Source organism: Streptomyces longisporus (genome assembly GCF_039532765.1).
Classification (GTDB): Bacteria; Actinomycetota; Actinomycetes; order Streptomycetales; family Streptomycetaceae; genus Streptomyces; species Streptomyces longisporus.
In genome coordinates, this window is sequence record NZ_BAAASG010000011.1 from 102,945 (window position 1) to 116,982 (window position 14,038).

Genomic DNA, 14,038 nt, shown 5'->3' on the forward strand with positions numbered 1-14,038 from the left:
GTTCAGGACCAGCGGCCGGTGCGGCCCAGGAGCAGGGCGGTCGCCGCGGTGCCCGCGGTCGATGTACGCAGCACGCTACGCCCGAGCCGGTACGCCTTCGCACCCGCCTCGGCGAAGAGCGCCAACTCCTGTTCGGACACGCCCCCTTCGGGGCCCACGACCAGCACGATCTCGCCGGAGGCGGGCAGCTCGGCGGTCGCCAGCGGCTCACTGGCGTAGTCGCGGTCCTCGTGCAGTACGGCGGCGAAGTCGGCTTTGGCGAGAAGTGCGGCAACCTGCTTGGTCGTCGCCGCGTCCGCGACCTCGGGGAAGCGCAGCCGGCGGGACTGCTTGCCGGCCTCCCGGGCGGTGGCCCGCCACTTGGCGAGGGCCTTCAGCCCCCGCTCGCCCTTCCACTGGGTGATGCAGCGGGCCGCCGACCAGGGCACGATCGCGTCGACGCCGGTCTCAGTCATCGTCTCGACGGCCAGTTCGCCGCGGTCCCCCTTGGGCAGGGCCTGGACGACGGTGATACGGGGGCTGGGCTCGGGCTCGACGGGGAACTCGACGGGCTCGACGAACAGCCGGTCCTTGCCCTCCGTCCGCACGACCGCACCGGCGGCACCGCGGCCCAGACCGTCCGTCAGCACCACGTCCTCGCCGGGCTGCAGCCGCCGTACGGACACCGCGTGCCGCCCCTCGGGGCCGTCCAGTTCGACGACCGAGCCGGGCCCCACGCCCGCCAGCGACTCGACGACGAACACCGGCGCGGTCATCGCAGGTCCCCCTTGCCCGACAACGCTGTCCTGGCCACGTCGATCTCCGCGGCGAGGACCTCCACCAGCTGCCCGGCCGGGAGCTCGCGCGCCATACGGTGCCCCTGCCCCGCCCACAGCGCCATGCCCTGTGCGTCGCCGGAGGCGGCGGCCTTCTTGCGCAGGGGCGCGGTGAGGTGGTGGACCTCCGGGTAGGCGGCGGGGGCGTACGGGCCGTGCTCGCGCAGGAACCGGTTGACCAGGCCGCGGGCCGGGCGGCCGGAGAACGCCCGGGTCAGCTCGGTGCGCACGAACAGCGGGTTGGTGAGGGCCTGCTTGTGGACGGCGTTCGCACCGGACTCCGGGGTGGCGAGGAACGCCGTGCCGAGCTGGGCGGCGCTCGCGCCCGCCGCCAGCACCGCGGCGATCTGCCCGCCGCGCATGATGCCGCCGGCGGCGACGATCGGGATGCTCACGGTCTCGCGGACCTGGGCGACGAGCGACAGCAGCCCGATGCCGGTGCCGTCCGCCTCCGGGTTGTCCCGGTGCGTGCCCTGGTGGCCGCCGGCCTCCACGCCCTGCACGATCACCGCGTCGGCGCCGGCCAGCTGCACGGCGAGGGCCTCCTCGGGGGTGGTCGCGGTGACCAGCGTGAAGGTGCCGGCCCGGCGGAGGGAGTCGAGGACCTCGCGGCTCGGCACCCCGAAGTGGAAGGAGACCACCGGCACGGGGTTGTCGAGCAGGACGGCGACCTTGGAGTCGTAGGCGTCGTCGCGGCCGCTGTCCGGATCGCCGAGCTCGGTCTCGTACCAGCCGGCCTCCCCGGCCAGCTGGTGGGCGTAGATCTCCACGGCGCCGGGGTCGGCGTACTCGGGCTGCGGCATGAAGAGGTTCACGCCGAAGGGGCGGTTCGTGATCCCCCGGAGCTGCTTGATCTCCTGGTACATGCCGTCGGCCGTCTTGTACCCGGCGGCAAGGAACCCGAGCCCGCCGGCCTCGCACACGGCGGCGGCCAGATGCGGCACGGAGACACCGCCCGCCATGGGGGCCTGCACGATCGGATGAGGGAAGAGATCGGTCAGCGCGGAGGACATGACGGCATGTTGTCACGTCCTCCGAACAAGTCCGAATCGGGCCCATTCCAGCCTGTCCGGCACTTGAGGCCGAGGCCGTTCGGGCCGAAAGCAGGGTCTGGGGGCGGAGCCCCCAGCGCCTCGGTCAACGCCCGTTGAACGCGTCCTTCAGGCGGGAGAACAGGCCCTGTTGCCCCGGCTGGAACTGCCCCTGGGGCCGCTCCTCACCCCGCAGCTTGGCCAGCTCCCGCAGCAGCCGCTCCTGCTCGGGATCCAGCTTCGTCGGAGTCTGGACCTCGACGTGCACGATGAGGTCCCCGCGCCCGCCGCCCCGCAGATGCGTGACGCCCCGTCCGTGCAGCGGGATCGACTGGCCGGACTGGGTGCCGGGCCGGATGTCGACCTCCTCCATGCCGTCCAGCGTCTCCAGCGGCACCTTGGTGCCCAGGGACGCGGCCGTCATCGGGATGGTGACCGTGCAGTGCAGGTCGTCGCCGCGCCGCTGGAAGGTCGGGTGCGGCAGCTCGTGGATCTCGACGTACAGGTCACCGGCGGGACCGCCGCCGGGGCCGACCTCGCCCTCACCCGCGAGCTGGATGCGGGTGCCGTTGTCGACACCGGCCGGGATCTTGACCGTGAGGGTACGGCGGGAGCGGACCCGGCCGTCGCCCGCGCACTCCGGGCACGGCGTCGGGACCACGGTGCCGAAGCCCTGGCACTGGGGACACGGCCGCGAGGTCATGACCTGGCCCAGGAAGGACCGCGTCACCTGCGACACCTCACCGCGACCGCGGCACATGTCACACGTCTGGGCGGAGGTGCCCGGCGCCGCGCCCTCACCGTTGCAGGTGGAGCAGACGATCGCCGTGTCGACCTGGATGTCCTTCGTGGTGCCGAAGGCCGCCTCGTCGAGCTCGATCTCCAGCCGGATCATCGCGTCCTGGCCGCGGCGGGTGCGCGAGCGCGGGCCGCGCTGCGACGCCGTACCGAAGAACGCGTCCATGATGTCCGAGAAGTTCCCGAAGCCACCCGCGCCGAAGCCGCCCGCGCCACCGCCGCCCGCCTGGGACAGGGGGTCGCCACCGAGGTCGTAGACCTGCTTCTTCTGCGGGTCGGAGAGCACCTCGTAAGCGGCGTTGATCTCCTTGAACCGCTCCTGGGTCTTCGGGTCCGGGTTGACGTCCGGGTGCAGCTCGCGCGCGAGCCGCCGGAAGGCCTTCTTGATCTCTTCCTGCGACGCGTCGCGACGCACGCCGAGAACGGCGTAGTAGTCCGTGGCCACTTACGACTCCGCCAGGATCTGTCCGACGTACCGTGCCACTGCGCGTACCGCTCCCATCGTTCCCGGGTAATCCATGCGGGTCGGTCCGACCACGCCGAGCTTGGCGACTGCCTCGCCGCCCGAACCGTAACCGACCGACACCACGGAAGTGGAGTTGAGTCCCTCATAGGCGTTCTCGTGCCCGATGCGCACCGTCATGCCCGAATCCCCCGCCTCGCCAAGCAACTTGAGGAGCACGACCTGCTCCTCCAGCGCCTCCAGGACGGGGCGGATGGTGAGGGGGAAGTCATGCCCGAAACGGGTCAGATTGGCGGTACCGCCGATCATCAGCCGTTCCTCGTTCTCCTCGACCAGTGTCTCCAGAAGTGTGGAGAGCACTGTCGAGACCGTACCCCGGTCCTCGACGTCGAAGCCTTCGGGCAGGTCTTCCACGAGCCGAGGGACGTCGGCGAAGCGACGGCCCGCGACCTTGCTGTTGAGCCGCGCCCGCAGATCCGCGAGCGAGGCCTCCCCGAACGGCGCCGGGCAGTCGACCATGCGCTGCTCGACCCGGCCGGTGTCGGTGATCAGCACGAGCATCACGCGCGCGGGGGCGAGCGAGAGCAGCTCCACGTGCCGCACGGTCGAGCGGGTCAGGGACGGGTACTGCACGACGGCGACCTGCCGGGTGAGCTGCGCGAGCAGCCGGACCGTCCGGGCCACCACGTCGTCGAGGTCCACGGCGCCGTCGAGGAAGTTCTGGATCGCCCGCTTCTCGGGCGCGGACATCGGCTTGACGCCCGCGAGCTTGTCGACGAACAGCCGGTAGCCCTTGTCGGTGGGGATGCGCCCGGCACTGGTGTGCGGCTGGGCGATGAACCCCTCGTCCTCCAGGGCCGCCATGTCGTTGCGCACCGTCGCCGGGGACACGCCGAGGTTGTGCCGCTCGGTCAGGGCCTTCGACCCGACCGGCTCCTCGGTGCCGACGTAGTCCTGGACGATGGCGCGCAATACCTGAAGCCGTCGTTCACTCAGCATCCAGCGCACACCTCCAGCAGTCGTCCCCTAGGCGCTTCGCCTGGCACTCTGTCCGTCCGAGTGCCAGCCGTTACCGGCCAGTGTACGGCGGTGGGGTACACCCGGGGCAAGGTCGGCCCCTGTTGAACGGGGCGTACCGCTAGCGTCGCCGTATGACGATGACTTGGGAAGAGCTGGGGTGGGAGCGGCTCGCGGCGGGAGTGGGGCGGTGCCGTCTTCCCGGCTGGGACTGCACGACGGGGCTGGTCGTCGGGGAGGGCACGGCGCTCTTGATCGACGCCGGGTCGAGCCTCGCCGAGGGCGCACGGTTGCGTGCCGAGGCGCAGGAGCTCGCCGGTCACCGTGTGACTCATCTCGCGCTCACCCATCCCCATTTCGACCATGTCCTCGGGGTGGCGGCGTTCGCGGGCACGGAGGTGTACGGCGCGGTGGGCATCGACACGGTGCTGGGGGGCCGGCACGCGCGCGAGGAGCTGCGGGCGGACGCGGTGGGCAACGGGCTGGACGCACACCTGGCCGAGGAGGCGGTCGACGCCCTGGTCGCGCCCCGGCATCACGTCTCCGGCGAGTGGACCCTCGACCTGGGCGGCCGGCAGGTGCTGCTGGCGAACGTGGGGCCGGGCCACTCGGCCCACGATCTGGCGGTGCTGGTGCCGGGCTCCCCGGAGGTCGTCTTCTGCGGCGACCTGGTGGAGGAGTCCGGAGAGCCGCAGGCCGGCTCCGACGCCGTACCGTCGCAGTGGCCGGCCGCCCTCGACCGGCTCCTCGACCTGGGCGGGGAGGACGCGCTGTATGTGCCCGGTCACGGAGCGGTGGTGGACGCGGCGTTCGTGCGGAGACAGCGGGACGAGCTGGCGGCGCGTTTCGGCGTGTCGTAGCCGCTGACCGGCTGCTTCTCCTATCGTCACTCGAATGCGCCAGTACTCCGCCGATCTGACCCCGCCGTGGAAGAAGCCCAAGCCCGTTCCGGAGGTACCGGCGGAACCGGGTCTGGTGGTCGAGGAGCCCGGCACCGGTTTCTGCGGCGCGGTGATCCGCTGCGAGGCGGGCACGGTGACCCTGGAGGACCGCTTCGGCAAGCACCGGGTGTTTCCGCTGGAGCCGCGGGGGTTTCTGCTGGAGGGGCGGGTGGTGACGCTCGTACGGCCTTCCGGAGCCGCTCCTGTACGCCCCACCCGTACGGCATCCGGTTCGGTCGCCGTCCCCGGCGCACGCGCGCGCGTGGCTCGCGCCGGGCGGATCTACGTGGAGGGCCGGCACGACGCCGAGCTGGTGGAGAAGGTCTGGGGCGACGACCTGCGGATCGAGGGCGTGGTCGTGGAGTACCTGGAGGGCGTGGACGACCTGCCGTCGATCGTCGAGGAGTTCGCACCGGGTCCGGACGCGCGGCTGGGGGTGCTGGTCGACCACCTGGTGCCGGGCACCAAGGAGTGGCGGATCGCGGAGGCGGTGACGAGCGAGCACGCGCTGGTGGTGGGCCACCCGTACATCGACATCTGGGAGGCGGTGAAGCCGTCGTCGCTGGGGATCGCCGGGTGGCCGCGGGTGCCGCACGGGCAGGACTGGAAGACGGGCGTGTGCCATGCGCTGGGGTGGCCGTCGGAGAACACCGGGGCGGTGTGGCAGGCGATCCTGAAGCGGGTGGGCTCCTACAAGGACCTGGAGCCGGAGCTGCTGGGGCGGGTGGAGGAGCTGATCGACTTCGTCACGGTCGGTGGTGGGGCTTGACGCCCTTATAGGTGCCGAACTCGGTGGTATCCAGTTGGATCTCCAGCATCCGCAGCGGCACCGGGTCGCCGAACTTTGTCACCCGCTGCACCTGGTAGTCGGCTTCCTCGCCCGCGCCGGTCGGCTCGGTGAGCAGTACACAGTGCCCCATGATCGGATCGATGATCAGATAGACGGGCACGCCGCCCGCGGCATAGATCGAACGCTTGACGACGTAATCACGCTCGATGCTCGTCTTGGACACGACCTCGACGACCATGCTGATGACCTTGGACGGCATCAGCTGCCCCTCACGCGGTCCGACGCCTCGCTCCACCAGTACGAGGTCCGGCAGGGGCTCGCTGGTCTCTTGCAGAATGGCGACGGCCACCGTCTGGAGCCTCCGCCAGTCCCGGCGCGGAAACTGATCGAGAACCGCTTCGACGATGTCGATATGCACCAGGTCTGGCGCCGCCATCATCACGATTTCCCCCCGGAGGAGCTCGGCCTTGTATCCCTCGGGAACCTCCAGGTTCTCGAAGAACTCCACGACATCGGTGGTCATCGGTCGGTCGTCCACAGCGGTCACTCCGCAGCCCTCCGGTTTCTGCCACCGTGCAACTACGGCGACAGCGTACGAACCAGGTTAGGGACCGAACCGACGTTCCGCACCGATTCACCCGCCAGGGTGATCAGTCCACCAGATCCCTGACCACCGCATCCGCCAACAACCGCCCCCGCAACGTCAGCACCGCCCGCCCCTCCTCATACGGCCCGCCTTCCAGCAACCCCTCCCCCAACGCCCGCCGAGAAGCCGCCAGCCCCTCCTCCCGCAGCAGATCCAGCGGCGCGCCCTCCCGAAGGCGCAGCTCCAGCAGGATCCGCTCCACCCTGCGGTCCTCCTCCGACAGGAGCTCCCGCCCGGCGCCCGGCGACTTCCCCTCCGCCAGGGCCGCCGCGTACGCCCCCGGGTGCTTGACGTTCCACCACCGCACGCCGCCCACATGCGAGTGGGCCCCGGGGCCCGCGCCCCACCAGTCGGCGCCCCGCCAGTACAGCTCGTTGTGCAGGCAGCGGGCCGCCTCGGAGGTGGCCCAGTTGGAGACCTCGTACCAGTCGAAGCCCGCCGCCGACATCACCTCGTCCGCGATCAGATAGCGGTCCGCGTGGACGTCGTCGTCCGTCATCGGGACCTCGCCCCGGCGGATGCGACGCGCCAGCTGTGTGCCTTCCTCGACGATCAACGCATAGGCGCTGATGTGGTCCGGTCCCGCTCCGAGCGCCGCCTCCAGGGACGCCCGCCAGTCGTCGTCCGACTCCCCCGGGGTGCCGTAGATCAGGTCCAGGTTGACGTGCTCGAACCCGGCCGCGCGGGCCTCCGCGACGCACGCTTCGGGGCGGCCCGGCGTGTGCGTACGGTCCAGGACCTTCAGCACATGCTGCTTCGCGCTCTGCATGCCGAAGGAGACGCGGTTGAAGCCGCCCTGTCGCAGCACGGACAGGTACGCCGGGTCCACCGACTCCGGGTTCGCCTCCGTCGTGACCTCCGCGTCCGCCGCCAGACCGAACTCGTCACGGATCGCGGACAGCATCCGTACGAGATCCTCCGCGGCCAGCAGGGTCGGCGTACCGCCGCCCACGAAGACCGTGCGGACCTCGCGCGGGTCGTCGCCCAGGACCTTCCGCGCCAGGCGGATCTCGTCGATCAGGGTGTCCGCGTAGTTGTCGCGGGAGGCGAGGACGCCGCCCGTGCCGCGCAGCTCGGTGGCGGTGTAGGTGTTGAAGTCGCAGTAGCCGCAGCGGGTCGCGCAGTACGGGACGTGCAGATAGAAGCCGAGGGGGCGGTCGGGGGCCCCGGCGAGCGCGGATGCGGGGAGTGCGCCGTCGGCGGGGACCGGCTCGCCGTCGGGGAGTGCGGAAGGCATGCCTTCCATTGTCCAGCACCCGTACGACTCCTCACTCCGCTTGCAACACCAGCAGCGCGAGGTCGTCCTCGGGCGGGCGCCCGCCGAACTCGTGGACCAGCCTGCGGATGCGTTCCGCGATCAGCTCGGCGCTCAGCCCGGCGCAGCCCGAGAGGGCGGTCGCGAGGCCGTCGGCGTCGTCGAACATGTCGGAGCCGGAGCGGCGCTCGGTCACGCCGTCCGTGACGCACAGGAGGCTGTCGCCGGTGCGGAGCTCGAAGGTCTCGCTGGTGTACGTCTCGTCCTCGACGACGCCGAGCAGGGTCTGCGGGCGGGCGACCGTACGGACGCCGCCGTCGGGGCCGAGGAGCAGCGGGAGCGGGTGGCCCGCGGAGGCGAGCGTGCAGCGGATGCCGCCCTCGAAGGGGGTCAGCTCGCCGTAGAGGAGGGAGAGGAAGCGGGTCTGCGGGCCGTCGCCGGGGGCGGGCGGCCGTACCAGGGCCCGGGCGGCGGCGTCCGCGGCCTCCGTGGCGTCGTCCAGGAGGAGGCGGTTGAGGCGGTCCAGGACGTCGGTGACGCGGTAGCCCTCGCGCGCGAGCAGGCGCAGCCAGGGGCGGGCCAGACCGATGACGACGGCGGCCTCGGGGCCCTTGCCCTGGACGTCGCCGACGGCGAAGCACCAGCGGCCGTCGCCGGCCGGGAAGAGGTCGTAGAAGTCGCCGCTGGGGCCGCCCTTGTCGCATGGTTCGTAGACGAGGGCGCTGCGTACTCCGGGGATCTCGGCGACGGCTGCGGGCAGCAGGCCGCGCTGCAGGACCTGGCTGATGGTGGCCTGGCGGGCGTACTGGCGGGCCGCGCCGATGGCGAGCGCCACCCTGCGGCTGAGGTCCTCGACGAGCCCGGTGACCTCGTCGGGGAAGCGCAGCAGCCCGGAGCGGCCGATGACGAGCGTGCCGAGCGGCCGGCCGCCCGCCATGAGGCGGTAGGCGAGCGCCGCGCCGTGCTCGTCACGCACGTCGAGCGCCTCGCCGGGCCAGGGGTACACCACCGGCCCGGACCTGCCCCACTCGCGGTTCCTCCCCCACTCCCGGCTTCCGTCGAGTGGGACCCCCATGGCCGGGGCGGCGCCCATGGCCTCCGGCGGATGCGGCGGGTCCTTCTCCAGGGCGCGGCGCAGTTCCTCGATGCGGTTCTCGCTGCAGTGCCAGACGCGGGCCAGGCGGGGCCCGGCGCCCCCGGTGCCGTCGGCCCAGCCCCCGCGGCCCATGGCCTCGTCCTCCAGCCACACCGCGCACCAGTCGGCGAGCCGCGGCACGATGAGCTGTCCGGCGAGTGCGGCGACCAGGTTCTCGTCGAGCTGCCCGGCCAGCAGATCGGACGCCTCGGCGAGGAAGGACAGGGCACCGCGGTGCAGCCAGTCCCGGTCCCGCTCGGCGCGCTGCGGGTCGGGCGCCAGTATCTCGGCGGCGCGCAGCCCGCGTTCCAGCGCCTGCCGGCCGGCGTGCGCCTCCGGCTCTTCCGGGGTCGGGCCGCGCTCGGCGGGCAGTCGCGCCCACACCGTCTTGGTGCCCCGGCGGAAGGTGACGCCCCAGGACTCGGCGAGCGTGGCGACCAGGCGCAGCCCGCGGCCGTACTCCGGTGTCCCGTACGGCACTTCGGCCGTCTCGTAGGGCCCTTCGGCGTCGGAGTCGCGGGGCGCCCGGGAGGGGTGGTGGTCGGAGACCTCCACGACGAGCGCGCCGGGCGCCTGCTCCATGCGGCACTCCACCTCGACCTCGGTGCCCGCGTGCACGACGGCGTTGGTGACGAGTTCGCTGACGACGAGCACGGCGTCGTCGGCGAGCCGGTCGGTGAGGTGTTCGGCGCCGGGGAGGCCGGCCTCCGCCCAGTCGGCGAGCGCGGCGCGTACGAGGGCGCGGGCGGAACCCGGCGCGAGGGGGCTGCCGGGCAGGGTCGTGTACGCCTGCGCACGCGGGTCCACCCTCCCGTGCCCGGTCGCGTGCAGGTGTGCAGGCGCATCGCAAGCGCAGGAAGCGGTCTCCCGTTGCGTCGGAATGGCCCCCATGGACAGCTCCCCGAGCGGTTCGGACGAATACGCCTCAGTCGATGCCGACAGAGTGACAGACTGGCCTCGCCCATAAGCGCCGAGTTACCGAAGTGGGCCGCCATGAGTGAGAACAGTGCTACGCGTGTGCTCGAAGACGGTCAAAAACCGGAACAACTCCGAGCATCGGAGCTGCGCCCGCTGCTCGCCGCGATGACCGCCGCCCGGGACGGCGACTTCACGAAGATTCCGGAGACGGGCCACGGGATGGTGGCCGAGCTGACGGCCGTCTTCAACCAGATCATGGACCGCAGCATGCACTTCAACGGGGAAGTGCAGCGCGTGAAGCGGGAGTTGGTACGGCACGGGCGGCTCGACGAACGGGTCACGGCGAGCCCCGGGCAGGGCGCCTGGACCTCCCGGGTCAACGATGTGAACCAGCTGCTCGACGCCCTGGTGGCCCCGGCGGCGAACGCGACGCGGGTGCTCGACGCGGTGGCCGGCGGCGATCTGACCCAGCGGGTCGACCTGCACGACGGCAATCGGCAGCTCCGCGGTGATCTGCGGCGGCTCGGCCGGGCCGTGAACAAGATGGTCGACCAGCTCTCCCTGTTCACCGGCGAGGTGACGCGGGTCGCGCGCGAGGTGGGCACCGAGGGGCGGCTCGGCGGGCGGGCCAAGGTGACGGGCCTGTCGGGCAGTTGGCGGGATGTGACCGAGGCCGTCAACACGATGGCGTCCCGGCTGACCGCGCAGGTGCGTGACATCGCCCTGGTGACGACGGCGGTGGCCCGCGGCGACCTGACCCGTACGGTCACCGTCGAGGCGACCGGTGAGCTGCTGGAACTGAAGCTGACCGTGAACACGATGGTCGACCAGCTGTCCGCCTTCGCCGACGAGGTGACCCGTGTGGCCCGCGAGGTCGGCACCGAGGGCCAGCTGGGCGGGCGGGCCCAGGTGCGGGGCGTCAGCGGGGTCTGGAAGGACCTCACCGACAACGTCAACTTCATGGCTTCGAACCTGACCTCGCAGGTCCGCAACATCGCCCAGGTGACGACCGCCGTCGCCAACGGCGACCTGAGCCAGAAGATCACGGTCGACGCGCAGGGCGAGATCCTGGAACTGAAGTCGACCATCAACACCATGGTGGACCAGCTCTCCGCCTTCGCGGACGAGGTGACGAGGGTCGCCCGCGAGGTCGGCACCGAGGGAAACCTCGGCGGCCGTGCCCAGGTGCGGGGCGTCTCCGGCGTCTGGAAGGACCTCACCGACAACGTCAACTTCATGGCGGACAACCTCACTTCGCAGGTCCGCAACATCGCCCTCGTCTCGACCGCGGTGGCCCAGGGCGACCTCGGCAAGAAGATCACCGTCGAGGCGAAGGGCGAGATCCTGGAGCTGAAGTCCACGATCAACACGATGGTGGACCAGCTCTCCGCCTTCGCCGACGAGGTCACCCGTGTGGCCCGCGAGGTCGGCACCGAGGGGAACCTCGGCGGCCAGGCGCAGGTGCGGGGCGTCTCCGGCGTCTGGAAGGATCTGACCGACAACGTCAACTTCATGGCGCTGAACCTCACTTCGCAGGTCCGCAACATCGCCCAGGTGACGACCGCCGTCGCCAACGGCGACCTCTCCAAGAAGATCACCGTCGACGCCCGCGGCGAGATCCTGGAGCTGAAGGACACCGTCAACACGATGGTGGAGCAGCTGCGCGCCTTCGCCGACGAGGTGACGAGGGTGGCCCGCGAGGTCGGCACCGACGGCCGGCTCGGCGGCCGCGCCCAGGTGCTCGGGGTGTCCGGTGTGTGGCGGGATCTGACCGACAACGTCAACTACATGGCGGACAACCTGACTTCGCAGGTGCGGAACATCGCCCAGGTGACGACCGCCGTCGCCAACGGCGACCTCTCCAAGAAGATCGACGTGGACGCCCGCGGCGAGATCCTGGAGCTGAAGACCGCCATCAACACGATGGTCGACACCCTCTCCTCCTTCTCCTCCGAGGTCACCCGCGTGGCCCGCGAGGTCGGCTCCGAGGGCCAACTCGGCGGCCAGGCACGGGTCGAGGGCGTCTACGGCACCTGGAAGCGCCTGACGACGAACGTGAACGAGCTGGCGTCGAACCTCACCACCCAGGTCCGCGCGATCGCCGAGGTCGCCTCCGCCGTGGCCCAGGGCGACATGTCCCGCTCCATCACGGTGGAGACCCAGGGCGAGGTCGCCGAGCTGAAGGACAACATCAACCTGATGGTGGCCAACCTCCGCGAGACCACCCGCGCGAAGGACTGGCTGGAGTCCAACCTGGCCCGCCTGGCCGCGCTGATGCAGGGCCACCGCGATCTGATGGAGGTCGCCGACCTGCTGCTGCGCGAGCTGACCCCGCTGGTGAACGCCCAGTACGGCGCGTTCTTCCTCGCCGACCCGGACGAGGAGAGCGCCGGGCTGCGCACCGCCGTTCCCACGAAGGGACTCGCCTTCATCGCCGGGTACGGCTCGGCCCAGGGCACGACCATCGAGACCGGCGGCCTCCCGGTGCACGGACTGGTCCGGCAGGCGGCCCGGGAGAAGAAGCGGATCCTCGTCGAGGAGGCCCCGCCGGACTACATCAAGATCAACAGCGGGCTGGGCGAGGCGGCCCCCACCAGCGTCGTCATCATCCCGATCCTCTTCGAGGACAAGCTCCTCGGCGTGATCGAGCTGGCCTCCTTCTCCCGCTTCTCCGACGTGCACCTCGCGTTCTTCGACCAGTTCGTGAACACCATCGCCGTCGCGATCAACACGATCATCGCCAACTCCCGTACGGAGTCCCTGCTCGGCGAGTCCCAGCGCCTGGCCATGCAGCTCCAGGAACGCTCGGACGAACTCCAGAAGCAGCAGGCCGAGCTGCAGCGCTCGAACGCCGAACTGGAGGAGAAAGCGGCCCTGTTGGCCACCAGCTCCCAGTACAAGTCGGAGTTCCTGGCGAACATGTCCCACGAGCTGCGCACCCCGTTGAACTCCCTGCTGATCCTGGCGAGGCTGCTCTCCGACAACCCGGACGGCCATCTCTCCGACCAGGAGGTGCAGTTCGCGACGACGATCCACCGCTCCGGCTCGGACCTCCTCCAGCTGATCAACGACATCCTGGACCTGTCGAAGATCGAGGCCGGCCGCATGGACGTACGCCCGAAGAAGCTCCCGCTCATCAAGCTCCTCGACTACGTCCACGCCACCTTCCGCCCGCTCACCCTCGACCGCGGCCTCGCCTTCGAGGTGGCGGTCGGCGAGGACGTGCCGCGCGAGATGTACTCGGACGAGCAGCGCCTCCAGCAGATCCTGCGCAACCTGCTCTCCAACGCGATCAAGTTCACCGCGTCGGGCCGGGTCGAGCTGCGCGTGACCCGGATCAAGGACCCCGAACGCCTCCATGTCCGCGACAGCGACGACGTGATCGCCTTCGCGGTCACGGACACCGGCATCGGCATCGCCGCCGAGAAACTCCCGGTGATCTTCGAGGCGTTCCAGCAGGCCGACGGCACCACCAACCGCAAGTACGGCGGCACCGGCCTCGGCCTGTCCATCAGCCGGGAGATCGCGGGCCTGCTCGGCGGCCGTATCGTCGCCACCAGCGAGCCCGGCAAGGGGTCCACCTTCACGCTGTACGTCCCCGTCGTCAGCCCCGGCCACCCGGCGACCGGACCGGTCCCCGAGGAGCATGCGCTGCCGATGCCGGAACAGCTGTCCGCCGAACCGTTCACCGCCACGCACGACGTGGACGACTCCTGGCCGGCCCCCACCAAACTGGAGGCCTGGAAGACGGGCCGGGCGGGTCAGGTCCTGCCCGGGCGGCGGGTGTTGATCGTCGACGACGACATCCGCAACGTCTTCGCCCTCACCCATGTCCTCGGCCGCGTCGGCATGCCGGTCCTGTACGCGGAGAACGGCCGCGAGGGCATCGAGACGCTTGAGCGCAACCCGGACGTCGAACTGGTCCTGATGGACATCATGATGCCGGAGATGGACGGCTACGAGACCATCTCCGCCATCCGCCGCACCCCCCGCTGGTCCGGTCTGCCGATCGTCGCCCTGACCGCCAAGGCGATGCCCGGAGACCGCGAGAAGTCCATCGGCCGGGGTGCGAACGACTACGTACCGAAGCCGGTGGACGTCGATCAGCTGCTGACGGTCGTCTGCGCACTGCTGGATCCGGAGGGCCCGGACGAGACCACCGACACCACTGCCCCGCAGCCGGGCACGACCGAGGAAGCGGCGGCAGGGCCGAACACCGAATGAGGCAC

General features: G+C 71.0%; 10 protein-coding genes. 3 read left to right on the forward strand and 7 right to left on the reverse strand.

Annotated elements, in window-relative coordinates:
• Window positions 1-2: 2 nt before the first annotated feature.
• The 4 genes from ABD355_RS22945 to hrcA form a co-directional block, all read right to left on the reverse strand.
• Window positions 3-755 carry a 16S rRNA (uracil(1498)-N(3))-methyltransferase gene (locus ABD355_RS22945; protein WP_344402432.1) on the reverse strand — a complete coding sequence of 251 codons (753 nt, stop codon included), beginning with the start codon at window positions 753-755 and terminating at the stop codon, window positions 3-5.
• Entirely contained in the window at window positions 752-1,828 is a 1,077-nt protein-coding gene (locus tag ABD355_RS22950; protein WP_344402433.1) for a nitronate monooxygenase, read from the reverse strand. Before ABD355_RS22950 ends, ABD355_RS22945 begins: the two co-directional genes overlap by 4 nt.
• Window positions 1,829-1,952: 124 nt before the next feature.
• Window positions 1,953-3,089 carry a molecular chaperone DnaJ gene (gene dnaJ, locus ABD355_RS22955; protein ID WP_344402434.1) on the reverse strand — a complete coding sequence of 379 codons (1,137 nt, stop codon included), beginning with the start codon at window positions 3,087-3,089 and terminating at the stop codon, window positions 1,953-1,955.
• Window positions 3,090-4,106: a heat-inducible transcriptional repressor HrcA gene (gene hrcA / locus ABD355_RS22960; RefSeq protein ID WP_344402435.1), complete on the reverse strand. Its 1,017-nt coding sequence runs from the start codon at window positions 4,104-4,106 to the stop codon at window positions 3,090-3,092.
• 152 nt (window positions 4,107-4,258) lie between these two features.
• Here hrcA and ABD355_RS22965 point away from each other — a divergent pair, with 152 nt between their 5' ends.
• Both ABD355_RS22965 and ABD355_RS22970 read left to right on the forward strand, forming a co-directional pair.
• Window positions 4,259-4,984, forward strand: a complete 726-nt coding sequence (locus tag ABD355_RS22965) for an MBL fold metallo-hydrolase (protein WP_344402437.1) — start codon at window positions 4,259-4,261, stop codon at window positions 4,982-4,984.
• Between the two features lie 34 nt (window positions 4,985-5,018).
• The gene (locus ABD355_RS22970; RefSeq protein WP_344402438.1) at window positions 5,019-5,834 is read left to right on the forward strand and encodes a DUF3097 domain-containing protein; all 816 of its coding nucleotides are present in this window, start codon (window positions 5,019-5,021) and stop codon (window positions 5,832-5,834) included.
• Here ABD355_RS22970 and ABD355_RS22975 read toward each other — a convergent pair.
• From ABD355_RS22975 to ABD355_RS22985, 3 genes are all read right to left on the reverse strand, one after another.
• Window positions 5,812-6,378, reverse strand: a complete 567-nt coding sequence (locus ABD355_RS22975) for a Uma2 family endonuclease (protein WP_344402439.1) — start codon at window positions 6,376-6,378, stop codon at window positions 5,812-5,814. The two genes, ABD355_RS22970 and ABD355_RS22975, sit on opposite strands and share 23 nt — an antisense overlap.
• 127 nt (window positions 6,379-6,505) lie before the next feature.
• The gene (gene hemW, locus ABD355_RS22980) at window positions 6,506-7,738 is read right to left on the reverse strand and encodes a radical SAM family heme chaperone HemW (protein WP_344402440.1); all 1,233 of its coding nucleotides are present in this window, start codon (window positions 7,736-7,738) and stop codon (window positions 6,506-6,508) included.
• A gap of 31 nt (window positions 7,739-7,769) precedes the next feature.
• Window positions 7,770-9,782 carry a SpoIIE family protein phosphatase gene (locus ABD355_RS22985; RefSeq protein WP_344402442.1) on the reverse strand — a complete coding sequence of 671 codons (2,013 nt, stop codon included), beginning with the start codon at window positions 9,780-9,782 and terminating at the stop codon, window positions 7,770-7,772.
• A gap of 102 nt (window positions 9,783-9,884) precedes the next feature.
• Between ABD355_RS22985 and ABD355_RS22990 the strand changes: the two genes are divergently transcribed.
• Window positions 9,885-14,033 carry a HAMP domain-containing protein gene (locus ABD355_RS22990; RefSeq protein ID WP_344402443.1) on the forward strand — a complete coding sequence of 1,383 codons (4,149 nt, stop codon included), beginning with the start codon at window positions 9,885-9,887 and terminating at the stop codon, window positions 14,031-14,033.
• The last annotated feature ends 5 nt before the right edge of the window (window positions 14,034-14,038 follow it).